This is a genomic window from uncultured Eubacterium sp. (genome assembly GCF_934525195.1).
Taxonomy (GTDB): domain Bacteria; phylum Bacillota; class Clostridia; order Oscillospirales; family Acutalibacteraceae; genus Eubacterium_R.
Window position 1 is genome coordinate 13,540 of sequence record NZ_CAKSZA010000001.1, and the last position, 15,038, is coordinate 28,577.

Here is a 15,038-nt window from a genome sequence, read left to right on the forward strand (position 1 = left end):
ATATATTCTATACTCAAAAAATATCAAAAATCCTTTATTTTTTTATCTTGACGGACAAAAAATAAAAATGTATCATAATTAAGAGGTGTTTTATGGAATATATCTTGATTACGGCAATTGCTTTGATTGTTCTTGCAGGCATAATTATTTTTTTATATCTGCAAAACAATATTATTGACATAACTCAATATAATATAAAATCCGACGACTGCGGAAATTTGAAAATTGTTCAGTTAAGCGACCTACACTCAAAACCTTTTGACAAAGTGCTGAAAAAAACGCAAGAACTCAATCCTGACATCATCTGCATAACGGGTGACTATATAAACGACCGATGCAAAAACAAAGAAAAAATGCTCGCCTTTGGCAAAGAACTTGTGAAAATTGCAAAGGTCTACTACATCACAGGCAACCACGAAAGACGGCTTGAAAACTTTGACAGCATAATGCAAGAACTGTCTGACATCGGTTTTATTGTTTTGCTGAACCGAGTTTCTGTTTATGATGATAAAGGCTTTGACGTCAGCATACTCGGACTTGATGAAAACCAAGCGGATTTTGACGACTACAAAGCACGCAAGAACGGAACTTTTGTTTACAAAGATATGTCGCCGTATTTTGCAGAATTGGAAAGAAACAACGGATTTAAAATTGTGTTGTCGCATTTCCCGGAAAATTTTGAAAATGTAAGAGAAATGAATTACAGTCAATATGACTTTGACCTACAATTATCAGGACACGCACACGGCGGTCAATTTTGTTTACCGTTCATAGGTCCTGTATTTTCACCGGGACAAGGACTGTTTCCCAAATACGCAAAAGGCTCTTTTGGTGACAGACCGAAGCTGATTGTTTCACGAGGACTCGGAAACGCAGAATTTCCTTTCAGGCTGTTCAATCATCCCGAAATAAATGTAATCAACATCAACTGATAAAGCAGATAAAACAGGAAGTCACTCGACCTCCTGTTTTTTATTATATCTGTGCAAATTCAGAACCGATGTATTCAAGAATATATTTTCCGTTGCTGACATCGGTGAGTTTTGCTTGCAAAGCCTCTACCCTGTCTTTTTTTATTGAAAAAGTGATTTTTACATTGTCTGCAAAATCGCTGTCCTTGATATTTGCGGAAAAATCGGACAAAAGAATATTCATTCTCTCATAGAACGAATAATCAACCGCAACGCTCATCACATCACATTCTGCCATAGTGATGATATGTGCCGCCTCAACGGCAATTTTTGAAGTGTGGCTGTATGCACGAACCAAACCGCCCGCACCGAGGAGAGTTCCGCCAAAATATCGTGTGCCGACAACGCAAACATCAACAAGATTTTCCTTGAGCAAAACATCAAGCATAGGAACTCCTGCAGTTCCGCTCGGTTCTCCGTCATCGCTATATCGTTGGGTGTTGTTTTCACGCAAAACATAGGCATAAACATTGTGTGTTGCATCCCAATGCTTTGATCTGATCTGAGAAATAAATTCTGTTGCTTCTTCAACGGTTTTAACAGGTTTTGCATAACCGATGAACTTTGACTTTTTTTCTATAAAAAAATCATCGGCAGCTATTTCCACGGTTCTGTATTCTTCCATACTTCCTCCAAAAGAAAAAACAAGGCAACAGAGGTCATACCAACTGTTGCCGTTATTTTTTGATTAGCCCTTCTTAGCAAATCTCTTGTTGAATCTTTCAACACGTCCACCTGTATCTACAAGCTTTTGCTTACCTGTATAGAATGGGTGACACTTTGAGCAAATATCAACCTTCATATCGCCCTTTGTGCTCTTTGTTTCAAATGTTGCACCGCAAGCACACTTAACTGTGCATGCCTTATATTCAGGATGAATTCCGTCTTTCATTACTTTCACCTCGCTTAAATTGCCGATAGTCGAAAGAATATAGCTGTTATCAACTAAATCTTATAACGCAAGAATTATAACAAAGTTTAACACAAAATGCAAGTGTTTTTTTCAATTTATTTGTAAATACACACTTTATTTAGTGAAAACGAGTAAAGAAGTGCCTCTTTTACCGGCTTATTCAGTGTTTTTGCTACTGCTTTTTTGTAAAAAGCAATTTGATTTTTGTATCTTTCGAGTAAATCTTCTTCAGAGTCTACCCGGTCTGTTTTATAATCTACAAGCACAAGTTCTCCGTTTTCCTCAAACACACAATCGGCTATACCTTGAATTAAAACTTCATCGGTATAATCTGTTTCCTCGATTTCATTAACGGAAACAAAAGAAGAAACCTTTATTTCTCGATAAATATTATCACTGCAAAACATTCGCTGAGCAAATTCGCCATTGAATAATGTTGTCAATTTTTTTCTATCAAGGCTGTTTGCCTGTTCCTCGGTCAAAAACGACATCGAAACCAATCGTTCAATTTCATTTTCAAGATTATTCTTTGACTCAGAATAATCACAGAACTGCATAAAAGTGTGCATAGCCGTTCCTTTTTGAGCAGAAGTCATATTTGCTTTGCTCAAAAATGCAGGTTTTGAGGAAGTGAGATACTTGAAATCTTGTTCCGCAACATCAAGTGACGAAGCGGTGCGTTTTGATGTAAAAGCAGACAATTTGAGCCTATCATACTTAAACCGAAGCTTATCTCTAAGTTCATCAAGCAATTCGGCATTGGCAAGAACAAGTTGTTCTTCCTGCTGTTGCGGCTTTTCATTTTCATCTAAGATTTCTATATCAAGTTTAAAATCGGCGAGTGCATCAAAGCCTATATCATTCTTTGAACACATATCACGTAAAACTTTTCCGTCTTTGTGAATGAGTGCACAGAGAGTCAACAGTTCTGCATCGGTATTTGCCTTTTTAACAACAAAAGGTGAAATAACGGGAATCGATGACGCACTTGACGAAATAAGTTTTTTTGATACAGAATCAACATAAGCTTCCACGCCTTTTGACGAGACGGAAATGAAAGTTATAAACTGTTCCTTTGCCCTTGTCATCGCAACATAAAGGACACGTAAATTTTCGCTCATAGTTTCATATGTGTTAATATCTTTAATAACGCTAAATTGAAGCGAATCAAATCTACAAAGCCTTTTATCGTCATAAACCTTTAAGCCTATACCTTTTTGAGGATTAAGCTGAATAATTCCTTTTGTTATATCGTCCTTATTGTATTTACCGCTTGCTCCCGCAAGAATACAAACCGGAAATTCAAGACCTTTTGAACGATGAACAGTCATAACTGCAACTGCGTCCTTGCCGGCTTCATTTACAGAAGCACTCTCTACATTAAATTTGTTTTCAATAATTGAATCAACATATCTTATAAATGCTGTCAATCCGACATTTTCGCCATTATCAAATCTTTTGGCAATATCAACAAGAAGCATAACATTTTGAACGCGTTGCTCGTGATTGCCCATAGCTGAAATCACAGACAGATAAGATGTATCGCCTATAATTTGTCTGACAAGGTTTTCAACACTCATTGATGAAGCATATTCCCTATACTTTTTTAAATCATCAACAAATCTCGAAAAAACATCAGATTTTGAAACAGCAGAAAACAAATTACCATAAGGGCAGTCCACTCTCGCCTGAGAAATATCATCTGCTGTATAGCCATAAAAAACAGACATAAGAGTGGCAAGAAGCGGAATATCCTGAGTTGGGTTATCAATAACTCTCAGGAAGTTAAGCAAAATTACAATCTCGTTATTATCAAAAAGATTGACTTTGTTATTTGCCACTGTTGGAATACCATACTGAGAAAGAACATTGGTAACGGCGTTGATTTTTGTCTTTGCACTTCTCAACAGAATTGCAAAATCACCATAGCAGATGTTCCTGTATGTATCTCCGTCTTTGATTTTTTCCTTGCTTGCAATCTTCTTCAATATAAGATTTGCAATTTGATGAGCTTCGTATTCTATTGAATCCTCGTCATCAGGAGTTGAAATATATTTTATTTGAGCAGACGGCACATCCGATTCGTTGAAATCGGCAGAAGAATTGAGCATTTCCTCATTGTTATAATCAATACCGCCTACTTTTTTTGACATAACATTTGAGCAAACAAAGTTTACATAATCGCACACACCCTTACGCGAACGGAAATTATTGCTTAAAATAATTTTCTGACATGTTTCTTCACTTCCGTTTTCATAATGAGCATATCTGTCCTTTTTATTTGTAAAAATAAAAGGCATTGCAAGTCGAAATTTATAAATACTCTGTTTTACATCTCCAACCATAAATCTATTTTTTCCATTTGACAAAATCTCAAACAATTTGTCCTGTGCAGAGTTAGTGTCCTGATACTCATCAACAAGAATTTCGTAAAAAGAATCTTCAAGTTCATCTGCAAGAGGTGTTCTGAATATCTTGCCGAACTCATCAGGATAAAACAAAAGATTAATTGCAAAATGTTCTATATCGGAAAAAGTAAAAGAATTGATTTCCTTTTTCATTTCAAACAATTTTTGATTATACATTTTAACAACAGAGGTCAAATGTTTAATTACAGGATAAAGAACCTCGCAATCGTTCAAATAATCGTCACTTGTTGCGGAATACATAGGCGCGATTGATTTTGTGATGATGTCCTTGTATAAATCTCTGTTTGACTTTACAAAATCTTTTTCATCACATTTAACCGACGGAAATCTGCAAAACGAAATATTGTTAATTACGTCAAGCATTTCGTCCCATTTATCCGTTTTTGCATTCTCTATCAAATTGTCAATCAGCAAACGGTCACTGCCGAGAACATCAAGCAGCTTTTTATGTTTGTCATCAGCGACATTCAAAACATCTTTTGATTGTTTGAACAAATCGTCAACGACCGTCAAAAGTGAATTCACCTCATCAACAACATATTTTGACCAAAACGAATCCTCAAATTTCACATCAGGATTGTATGCCTCGCAAACTTCATCAAGCCATTTTTCAGGAAAGGCCTGAGAAGAAATAAAATGACTGATTCTGTTGACAACCTCGGCAAAACCTTTATCGTCTTTGGTTGATGAAAACATATCAACAAGAGTCTTAAAGTCATCACCGTCATTTTCATACAGAAAATCAAGCACCTCATCCATTGCGGTTTGCTCCAAAACGGCATTTTCCGAATTATCAAGAATTTTAAAATCCTGTTCAATGTCAAGATTAAAGAAATTTTCTCTAACAAGACCGATACAAAAAGAATCAATAGTTGAAACTCTTGCATTCGGCAAAAGAGCAAGCTGCCTGTGTGCATTCGTGTCGTTTGGGTCAGCTTTTATTATTTTTAACAATGCTTTTGCAATTCTGCTTTTCATTTCTGCGGCGGCAGCATTAGTAAATGTTACGATAAGAAGCTTATCAACATCTACATTAAGATTGACATCGGTAATAAGTCTTATAACGCGTTCAACCAAAACCGCGGTTTTTCCCGAACCTGCTGCGGCACTGACGAGGATATTGCTGTTACGTGCTTCAATAGCATTTTGTTGCGATATTGTCCAATTAGGCATTTGCATCATCCTCCTTTAGCTTTTCAAGGGTGTCGGAAAACGAAAGTTCTTCAATTTCTTTTGCTTCTATTTTCTTTCGGTTTGCACAAACAGAAGAATAATCACAAAACTCACAAGTGTTATTATGCGTTGGTGAATTGACGGGATTCTGCATAATTCTGCCCATATGAAGTTCAACGCCCATTTGTTCAATCAAGTTGTCTATTTTATGCGAAATTCTGCCCATATCTTCAAGGCTGACAATGCTTCCGCAGACACCGTTTTTAGCCGAACATTTTACATCAATGAACTTGCCGTTCAAATCGTGCTCCATACGTTCTGCAATTTGATGTTCATCATCGTTAAGAACCACGCCGACCATCTTATAAGCCTTATCGTCACCTGACAAAACCTCTGAATCCGCAGAACTTCTTGACACATTATAAATACTTCTTGCAGAATGGAGATACAGCACACCCGCTTCCTTGCCCGAAAGCTCGTTATCGCTTTTACAAAGAGTAAAAAGATAAACAAACATTTGAAGATTAAGACCGTAGAGAATGTCGCTAAGTTTAAATTTTTTTATTCCGCTTTTGTAATCTACAACACGAACATACTGCTCACCGTTTTCGGAATATGTATCTACACGGTCAATAGAACCGCGTATTTGAATTGTTCCGCCGTCAGGGAGTTTGATTATCTGAGATTTGACGCTTTCGCCCTTTTCACCGTTGCCTATTGAAAGTTCAAATGCTCTCGGTTCAAAATCACTGTTTTTAAATTCCTCACGAAGTCTCAAAACAACATACGAAATAAGCCTTGAAAGATACATAAAGCGATACTTAAATCTTACTGTAAACTCACTGTAATCACCAATTTTGCTTTCAAGATATTCTTTAAGATATTTTTTAACAATCGACTCAATTTGTGCCGAGTTAAGTTCAATAAGTCCCTTTGAGCCGTAATCTCTGACAACACATTCAAGAACAAAATGAATAACAGAACCTGTTTCCATTGGATTCATTTCCGCCTTGATTCTCGGACGGGCATTAAGACCGAACTTGCAATAATATCTGAACGCACATTTATAGTAATCCTCAATTTTTGAAACAGATAAATACATATCATTTTTGAAAAGTTGTCGTGCCAAATCGGGATTTTTAATTGTTATATTCTCATTTTTTGAAAGACGTTTAACAGCTGAAAGTCGACTCTCAAACTCAGGCTTTTCTGCAAAATATTCCTTCAGTGTTGCAACAAATTCCGTATTATCATCATAATTTGAAGCAAGAATTTCAAAGGTATTGGCGTCGGTTTCGGCAACCGAAACAGAGTATTCGTCCTGTGCAGAATGAACCTCTAAATTAGGAAAAATATTTTTCAGTTCGCTGACAATAATACTTTCGGCGCCGTCAGCAGAGCCGTTTCTGAACGAAACGAACAATCTGTCACTCGGAGCAGAAAGAGCCATATATGCAAAATACTTTTCCTGTGCATTGAGGTTTTCACCGTATGCATAAAGTTTGAATTTGTTTTCGATAAGAATATTTCTGTCACTTTCGGACAACAAGCCGAACGAAGTGACATTTTGAGGGAATTCGCCCTCATTTGCCCCCACAACAAAAACAGAATAAGGATTATTGCATCTTATTCTGTCAGCCGAACCGATTTGAACATTGTCAAGACCTGACGGAATATTTCCGAGATCCTCGTTCATAATCATAAGATTAAACAGCTTATAAAAATCCCTAACAGAAATGGTTTCGTCACCTGAAATTGCGGCAAGCTTGTCAAGAATATCCATAAGCAAATCCCACACTCTGCCCTGTTCAAATGCAAGCACCGATTTTCCGCTTTCGTTAAGAGATTTTGCAAGCTCACGAAGTTTTTCATCAACAGAAAAATCGATCAGAGTAAAATATATTGCCTTGCATATATCCTCAGAACTTTTCTTTTTGCATGCTGAATTGAATTTTTGAAGCCTATCAACAACATATTCTCTGCTTGTATTGATTGCCTGAAGTTTTTTTATATCATTATCTGACATTTCCTCGGAAAAGCCCTTTGGAGAATTGGTGAATTCCTTTTTCCATTTTGAGCCTTTGACATTCCAAACAAAAGCATAATTTTCAAGTTCGTTGATATCATCGTCATCAAGTGCGGTAAGTCCCGTTTTAAGCATAGAAAAGATATCATTTGAAGATAATGAATAAATGCTGCATCTCATTAAAAAATTTACAAACATAATGAGCGGTTCGGAAGAAACATTCTGTCTTTCGTCATTAAAATAAGGAATGTTATATTTTGAAAAAGAAAACTGAAGTTCTTTTTGATATTTATCCAAATCTCTGCAAATAACAGCTATATCAGACGCTCTTACACCAGAACGAAGAAGCTTTGAAATTCTGTCGGAAACAAAATCACATTCGTCAATAATTGATTTTGCACCATAAAGTTCTATGTTCTTAGGAATATCCTCGGAAGTGTTTTTTATATTTGAAAAAACAAATTTTTCGCTAAGTCTCAGTTCATCATTGTTAAATCTGAAATTATCTTCAAGATAAATAGGTTCAAGCATTGATGTACCTGCATTTTCAGCCGCTTCTCTAAGATAATTAATATTATTGTTTACATATGAAAAAAGATTATATTTATCTTTATTAATATACGAATCGGTGCAAAACGTCACATAGACTGCCTTTGCCTGCGACAAAATAACTTCAAGAATTTTGTATTCCTGAGCCACAAATCCATTAAAGCCGTCAACAAAAACAGTTCTGCCGACAAAATAATCAAGGTCAACAAGTTTTGTATAAAGTCGGGTCAATTCACTTGCACCGTCAAGGAATTTGCCGTCTATATATGAATCATAAGCCGACATTATAAGAGAAATGTCGTGAAGTTTTTGTGACAAAGTTTCTTTTTCCGTATTGGCAGAAGCCTGCATAATATCTTGAGCACCGACACGGCAAGATTTCATTTCGTCATAAATCTTGATTGCCGAATTGATGAAAGCAACGTTATCTGTGTTTTTACCAAATAATTTTAATTCGTCCTTTACACTCTCACATGCTTTTTTGAACACAACTGCCTTTGCTCCCTTAGTGAGGACAGGAAGCGGAGCTGAACCGTATCTGCGTGAAATTTCATTAGACAAACGGGAAAAAGAGCCATTTTCTACCGAATTGACCCTACTTTCTCCCAAATCCTTTAGAAGTCGCCTTTCGCTGATAAAAGAATACTGCTCAGGAGTAAGCAAAAGGATATTTTGCTCGCCATTATCAACAAGTTCCTTTATATGAGAAAAGACATATTCTGTTTTACCGCTGCCGGAACGACCGAGTATAAGCTGTAACATAGCAATTATTCCTCCGGTTTAATCAAGCCCTCAAGCATCATTTTTTCGTGTGCTTCAATCATAAACTCGTACATTGGACGAGCAATATCAAAAACAAGTCTCATTTCGTCAATAATTGTACTTGATGCAATTCTGCTCATATCAAAGCTGTTATATGTGAACGAAAAGTTCTTCGCAAGCAAATATGGTTTCAAATCTTTTGGGGCATCGGGATAAACTTCTTTTTTGTAAAAGTCCCTTGCCTCAAATGTAAACCCTGCATTCTCACAAGCCTTTAGTGCTTTTCTGAATCTTTTTGGCTGTTCAACAATCATTTGATGAACGAGCCTGAAATCGCTTGCTTTCCAAGTCCAAAAAACAAGACCGTAACCATAGCTGTTTGGATAAAATTCAAAATAATAAAACGGTGCAGACGGGTATTCTTTTTTGTATCGTCTGAAGAACACCCACATATTTTCCCTGTATCTTATCTTTGAACGATTGCCTCTTGTATCTCTGTGAATACGAGAATGAACTCTGACAGGATCAAGATACATTTTGTCATCAATGTCAAACAGCACATCAGACATATCAAGCACCATTTGTCTTAATGGCACGGTGATACCCTGTTTAAGTTCTTCCTTGTGTTCTTCATAAAACGGTTTTGAATCGTTAAAACGATTTAGGCAAAGAAGTTCAATACTTTCAGGTTTTATACCTTTGTAGTTATATTCCACTTTTTAACAACCCCTTGTTGAGCATTGACTGTGCGGCAAGTTCAGCACAAATTTTTGCAGAATGAAAATTAAGTCCGCCCTGAATCCAAGCATAAAACGGTTCACGAATCGGAGCGTCGGCAGACAGTTCGATTGATGAGCCTAATGTAAACGCACCTGCCGCCATAACAACCTTGCTGTCATATCCCGGCATATCCCACGGTTCCGGTGAAACAAAGCTGTCAACAGGGCTTCCGCTTTGAATTCCCTGACAAAAAGCAACAAGGCTTTCTTCATTTTCAAGACCGAGGCATTGAACAATATCGCCTCTTTTTTCATTATATTTAGGTGTTACATCATAGCCGAAGCCCTCAAAAAGAGCAGAGATATAAACAGCGCTTTTAAGTGCTTCGCCAACGGTGTGCGGAGCAAAGAACAAACCCATATAAAGTTCTCTGTTCATACCGATTGTGCAGCCTACCTCTTTGCCGAGTCCCGGAGTAGTAAGCCTATATGCGCACTTTTCGACCAAATCGTGTCTGCCTGCGATATAACCGCCTGTGCTCGCAATACCGCCGCCTGCATTTTTGATGAGTGAGCCTGCAATTAAATCCGCACCGACCTCGCAAGGTTCAAGTTTTTGAGTAAACTCACCGTAGCAGTTATCAACCATAACAATTACATTTGGATTTTTAGCCTTTACTGTTTTAACAATATCGGCAATTACATCAACTGTGAGTGACGGACGAAGTTCATAACCTCGGCTACGCTGAATGTAAACCATAGTCACGCTGTCATCAACGGCATTTTTGATAGCTTCCAAATCAGGCACATTGTCTTTCAAAGCAACCTCATCATATTCAACTCCGAATTCCTTTAACGAACCCATACCCTCGCCTGAAATACCGATTACATTATGTATGGTATCATACGGTGTGCCTGTTACACAAAGCATTTTGTCACCCGGACGAAGCACGCCGAAAAGAGCTGTTGCAAGGGTGTGAGTTCCGCAAGTGAAGTTGTGACGAACAAGAGCGTCCTCTGCACCGAAAACCTGTGCCCACACCTTATCAAGAGTTTCTCTGCCACGGTCACCGTAGCCGTAACCTGTTGATGATGCAAAATGGCTTTCTGAAATACAATTATCTATAAAAGCCTTTTGCACCTTGAGTTGATTATATTCTGTTATTTCATCAATATATTTAAAAGCGTCTTTGCACTTTTCAAGTGCCTCTTGAGATTGTGCCTCTATTTTTTCATCAATATTAAAAAAAGGATTCATCTGTACATTCTCCATACACCAATATTTTCAAATCCGAGTCTATTATAAAAATGCTCGTTCAAGTTCTGCTCACGCATAATATAGACGGTGTTTTTCACATCCGAGCAAATGTATTTGACGAGCTGTCCGCCATAGCCCATTCGCCTGAAATCGTCAGCCGTTCTGACGGCAGTGAGAACAGCATAACCGTCATAAATTGATGACAAAATACCGCTTGAAACGATTGTTCCGTCAACATTGAGGGTATACGCCTTTGCCGTGTTATGCCTGATTCTGTGGCTGACATCAACATACCAAGCCTTAAAATCCTGACCGTCATAATCCACAAAATTGAAAAGCTCCATAAGTTTTGGATATTCATCAATTTCTGCTCCGTGCACAACACTTTCAAGTTTGTGTTCACACGACATAATTACGCCCTCATCATACTTTGCACCGAATTCAAATGCCGGGTCGCAAAGAATTGCACCGTGCCCTGTTATGCAAAAGAACCTGACAAATTCGGCATTGTCAAAGCCGTCATCGAGTGCAAGAGTTATATCATTGTCAAGTCGTGAAAGAATCGCTGTAATTTTGCCATCAATAATCTGACGGTAAAATGTTGCGAAGTGATATTTTGTTCCATAGGACTCAAGCAATGACAACACCCTGATTGAGTAGATGTCACGCTTTGTCCATTCGTTAAATTGTTCTGCCGAGTCTATTATTTCTATCATAAATTCATTAAGGCGTACCTATCCGATTAATCGGATAATTTAGGTAAAAATGCCTTTAGTAATCTCCTTGTATCATCTATATCGGACGCTTTTACAACGCTTGCACCCGAGTGAATATAGCGAGTTGGGAGCGAAATTGCCATAACTCTTGCTCCGTCACCGCTTGTTTGAATTGCACCTGCATCGTTTCCGCCTGCAACTGCCGTTTTTGTTTGAGCAGGAATATTATTTTCTTTTGCAACGGCAAAACCGAGTTCAAATAGTTCTCGGTCATAAATCGTACGGTTATCCATAAATGAAATTACAGGACCGTCACCGAGTACACAAACTCTGTCTGCACCGCTGACTCCGTCCAAATCCGCCGCAGTTGTGGATTCGAGCACTATTGCAATATCCGCATCAACGGCATATGAAGTACACTTTGAACCACGAAGTCCGACTTCTTCCTGAACATTGAAGCAAAATACTGTATCGTATTCAAGTTCGCTTTTTATAAGTTCAATCATCAGCATACAGCCTATACGGTCATCAAGTGCCTTCGCCTTGATATATCCGTTGCCGAGTTCGACATAGTCGCTGTCAAAATATGCAAAATCACCGAGCGAAACATATTGTCCTGCCTCCTCTTTTGAGGTTGCACCGATATCAATGAGCAAATTGTCAAAACTTGGGCAACTGTCCTTTTCATCAGAAGAAAGGAGATGAAAAGCCTTGTCGCCGATTACACCCTTAACAGATTTTTTGCCAACCGTAACAATTCGGTCAAGGCAAACTCGACTGTCAATTCCGCCGACATTTGAAAAACGCAAATAGCCGTCATCGGTTATGCCTGTTACAATAAATCCGACCTCGTCCATATGAGCGTTGATACTAATCTTTTGTGCAGGCGTTTTTTTGCCTTTTTTATAAGCAATAATTGAACCGAGATTGTCAACCTTGTATTCGCAACAATCCTTAATCTGTGAAATGATGTAATCACGGACAGCGTCCTCGTTGCCCGAAGCACCGTTAATAAGACACAATTCTTTAAGCATTTACATCACCCACACTTTCCTTGATATATTCGCAAATCAAATCGGCGGTTGCTTCAACATCCTTTACATCAACAATTTCAATCGGTGAGTGCATATATTTCTCGGGGATTGAAAGGAGTGATGTTTTTATTCCGCATTGATTGATTGTAATCACATCGGCATTTGTGCCTGTGTGACCACCGCCCATAACTTCAACCTGATAAGGAATATTCTTTGCTTTTGCAATTTCTTGCATTTTGTTTGACATAGTGTTATCCAAAATCGGAGCAACACCAATCATTACACCCTTACCGATTTCACCGCAGTCGGATTTTTTGCACATCGGAGTGTAGCCGAACGACACGTCAACAACAATCGCTTCGTCAACATCCTTGCCGTAAGCAACGGTCTTTGCGCCTCGTGTGCCGACTTCCTCCTGGGAAGAAAAGCAAACTGTTATCTTTGCATCAACATTCTTTAGTTTTTCAACTGCAAGCAAGATTGAAGCAACACCGCTTCGGTCATCAAGGACATTTGAGCAAACCTGTGTACCGACAAGCTCATTGAAATTACGCTTGAATGTTACACGGTCGCCGAGAGAAATAATCTCCTCCGCTTCAGTCTTTGTCATACCGACATCAATTGCGATTTCGTCAATCTTTGGCGGTTTTTTCTCACCTGATTTTTGAAGATGAGGAGGCAAATTAGAAATAACTCCCCTAACCTCTTTTTTGCCCCAAACGGAAACTTCGCTTGCAAGGAGCATTCTTTCGTCAATTCCGCCGCATTTGTCAACCTTGATGAAGCCGTCATTTGTAACAGCCTTTACAATAAAGCCGATTTCGTCAAGATGAGCATCAAGCAAAAAGTGTTTTCCGCTGCCAAAGATGCAAACAACATTGTTCATATCGTCAACCGTAACTTCACCGTACTGCCTGAGCATATCGGCAAGCAAAACCGACACATTTTTTTCCATACCGCTAACACCGACTGCAGATGTCAGTTTTTTCAATAGTTCAATAGTATTCATATTAAAACTCGTTAACCATTCTTTTAAATTCTCTGCCTCTGTATTCAAATGTTTTGAACTGGTCAAAAGCAGGACACGCAGGACAGAGCGAAACTATATCACCCGGCTGTGCCTTAGACTTTGCGACTTCAAGAGCCTCTGCCATAGTCGGCACTTTTTCGATAACAATACCGCTATTCCTATAATTCGGGTCAGCAATAATTGTGTCGTAAATCTTATCTGCGGTTGCACCGTTGAGAACAAGAAGTTTTACATATTTCAAAATATAAGGCACCATTTCTGACATATCGTTGCCCTTATCGCTTCCGCCCATAAGGACGATTATTTTTGTGCCAAACGCCTTTAATCCGCTGATTACACGGCTTGGAGATGTTGCAATAGAATCGTTGTAATATCTTACTCCGTCAAACTCTCTGACGAATTCAATTCTGTGTTCAACACCGCCGAAGGTCTGCGCAATCTTTTTGATTGTGTCAACTCCGACCATTCCCCAAACGGCAGAAATTGCGGTGCAATAATTTTCAACATTGTGCATACCCGGAATGATGATATCCGACTTGTTCATAACAAGTGTTTTTTTGCCGTTTTCAACATAATAAATATCGTCATTATCGTCCATATAAGCGCCGTTTTCAACAGGGTGCTTGATTGAGAATTCGAAAAGCTGTCCTCTTACATCATATCTCATATCGTGATAAACGCTGTTGCCGATTGAATAATCACAATCCGCATTGAGCACGGTGCGTTGCGAAGCATTTTGATAAATCAAAACATTACGCTTTGCGTCAACATATTCATCAAGGCTGATGTGATGGTCCTGATGAGTACACTCGATATTTGTCACAACCGCAACATCAGGCTTGTTTTTCATATTGCCCATTGTAAGAAGTTGGAATGACGAAAGTTCAACAACGGCTATATCGTCTTTTGTGATTTCGTCAAGGCACGGCATAAGTGCTTTGCCAATATTTCCGCCAAGAAACACTTTGTATCCCTCTGCTTCAAGCATTTTTGAAATGAGTGTTGTTGTGGTTGTTTTTCCGTTTGAACCTGTTACCGCAAAAATCTTTGACGGACAGTATTTGAAAAACACTTCCATTTCAGTCGTGACAGTTTGTCCTCTTTTGATACATTCGCCAATCCAAGGATTTTGAAACGGCAAAATTCCATGAGAACGAAAAACAATGTCCATCTGTGGCAAAACATCAAGATAATGTTCGCCGAGTGAGAAATGAACGCCCAAACTTTCAAGGCGCTTGCAAACCTCCTCACCGATATACTTTTTGTCTCGCATATCGCAAGCATAGGTTTCTATCCCGTTTTTTGCCAAAAATTCAGCACACGGAGTGTTCGCAACTCCCATACCCACAAATGCAACTTTTTTGCCTTTTATTGAATTAATATACTCTTCAGCCGGTGTCATAAAACCGCCTATCCTTTCCGACTACAATATATAATTTTACAACTTATTGTAGTCGG

General features: G+C 38.4%; 11 protein-coding genes. 1 reads left to right on the forward strand and 10 read right to left on the reverse strand.

Features of this window, described 5'->3' with window-relative positions; translation table 11 throughout:
• The first annotated feature begins 92 nt into the window (after positions 1 to 92).
• Positions 93 to 932, forward strand: coding sequence for a metallophosphoesterase (locus Q0E03_RS00075; RefSeq protein WP_297127869.1), 840 nt, complete (start codon positions 93 to 95; stop codon positions 930 to 932).
• A gap of 43 nt (positions 933 to 975) precedes the next feature.
• Here Q0E03_RS00075 and Q0E03_RS00080 read toward each other — a convergent pair whose 3' ends face one another.
• The 10 genes from Q0E03_RS00080 to murD all read right to left on the reverse strand — a co-directional run bounded on the left by Q0E03_RS00080 (position 976) and on the right by murD (position 14,982).
• On the reverse strand, positions 976 to 1,596 hold the full coding sequence (locus Q0E03_RS00080; RefSeq protein WP_297127872.1) for a YigZ family protein: 621 nt from the start codon (positions 1,594 to 1,596) through the stop codon (positions 976 to 978).
• Between the two features lie 63 nt (positions 1,597 to 1,659).
• The gene (gene rpmE / locus Q0E03_RS00085; protein ID WP_078768421.1) at positions 1,660 to 1,863 is read right to left on the reverse strand and encodes a 50S ribosomal protein L31; all 204 of its coding nucleotides are present in this window, start codon (positions 1,861 to 1,863) and stop codon (positions 1,660 to 1,662) included.
• 116 nt (positions 1,864 to 1,979) lie between these two features.
• Positions 1,980 to 5,486, reverse strand: a complete 3,507-nt coding sequence (gene addA, locus Q0E03_RS00090; RefSeq protein ID WP_297127876.1) for a helicase-exonuclease AddAB subunit AddA — start codon at positions 5,484 to 5,486, stop codon at positions 1,980 to 1,982.
• Positions 5,479 to 8,823, reverse strand: coding sequence for a PD-(D/E)XK nuclease family protein (locus Q0E03_RS00095; RefSeq protein WP_297127879.1), 3,345 nt, complete (start codon positions 8,821 to 8,823; stop codon positions 5,479 to 5,481). The genes addA and Q0E03_RS00095 overlap by 8 nt, the downstream gene beginning before the upstream one ends.
• 5 nt (positions 8,824 to 8,828) lie before the next feature.
• Positions 8,829 to 9,539: a DUF2461 domain-containing protein gene (locus tag Q0E03_RS00100; protein ID WP_297127882.1), complete on the reverse strand. Its 711-nt coding sequence runs from the start codon at positions 9,537 to 9,539 to the stop codon at positions 8,829 to 8,831.
• Positions 9,529 to 10,800 (reverse strand): methionine gamma-lyase family protein, encoded by a 1,272-nt coding sequence (locus Q0E03_RS00105; RefSeq protein WP_297127885.1) that lies wholly within the window; start codon positions 10,798 to 10,800, stop codon positions 9,529 to 9,531. Before Q0E03_RS00105 ends, Q0E03_RS00100 begins: the two co-directional genes overlap by 11 nt.
• Positions 10,797 to 11,516 (reverse strand): GNAT family N-acetyltransferase, encoded by a 720-nt coding sequence (locus tag Q0E03_RS00110; RefSeq protein ID WP_297127888.1) that lies wholly within the window; start codon positions 11,514 to 11,516, stop codon positions 10,797 to 10,799. The genes Q0E03_RS00105 and Q0E03_RS00110 overlap by 4 nt, the downstream gene beginning before the upstream one ends.
• A gap of 26 nt (positions 11,517 to 11,542) precedes the next feature.
• The gene (locus Q0E03_RS00115; RefSeq protein WP_297127891.1) at positions 11,543 to 12,550 is read right to left on the reverse strand and encodes a M42 family metallopeptidase; all 1,008 of its coding nucleotides are present in this window, start codon (positions 12,548 to 12,550) and stop codon (positions 11,543 to 11,545) included.
• Positions 12,543 to 13,559, reverse strand: coding sequence for a M42 family metallopeptidase (locus Q0E03_RS00120; protein WP_297127894.1), 1,017 nt, complete (start codon positions 13,557 to 13,559; stop codon positions 12,543 to 12,545). The genes Q0E03_RS00115 and Q0E03_RS00120 overlap by 8 nt, the downstream gene beginning before the upstream one ends.
• 1 nt (position 13,560) lies before the next feature.
• Entirely contained in the window at positions 13,561 to 14,982 is a 1,422-nt protein-coding gene (gene murD / locus Q0E03_RS00125) for a UDP-N-acetylmuramoyl-L-alanine--D-glutamate ligase (protein WP_297127898.1), read from the reverse strand.
• Positions 14,983 to 15,038: the final 56 nt, after the last annotated feature.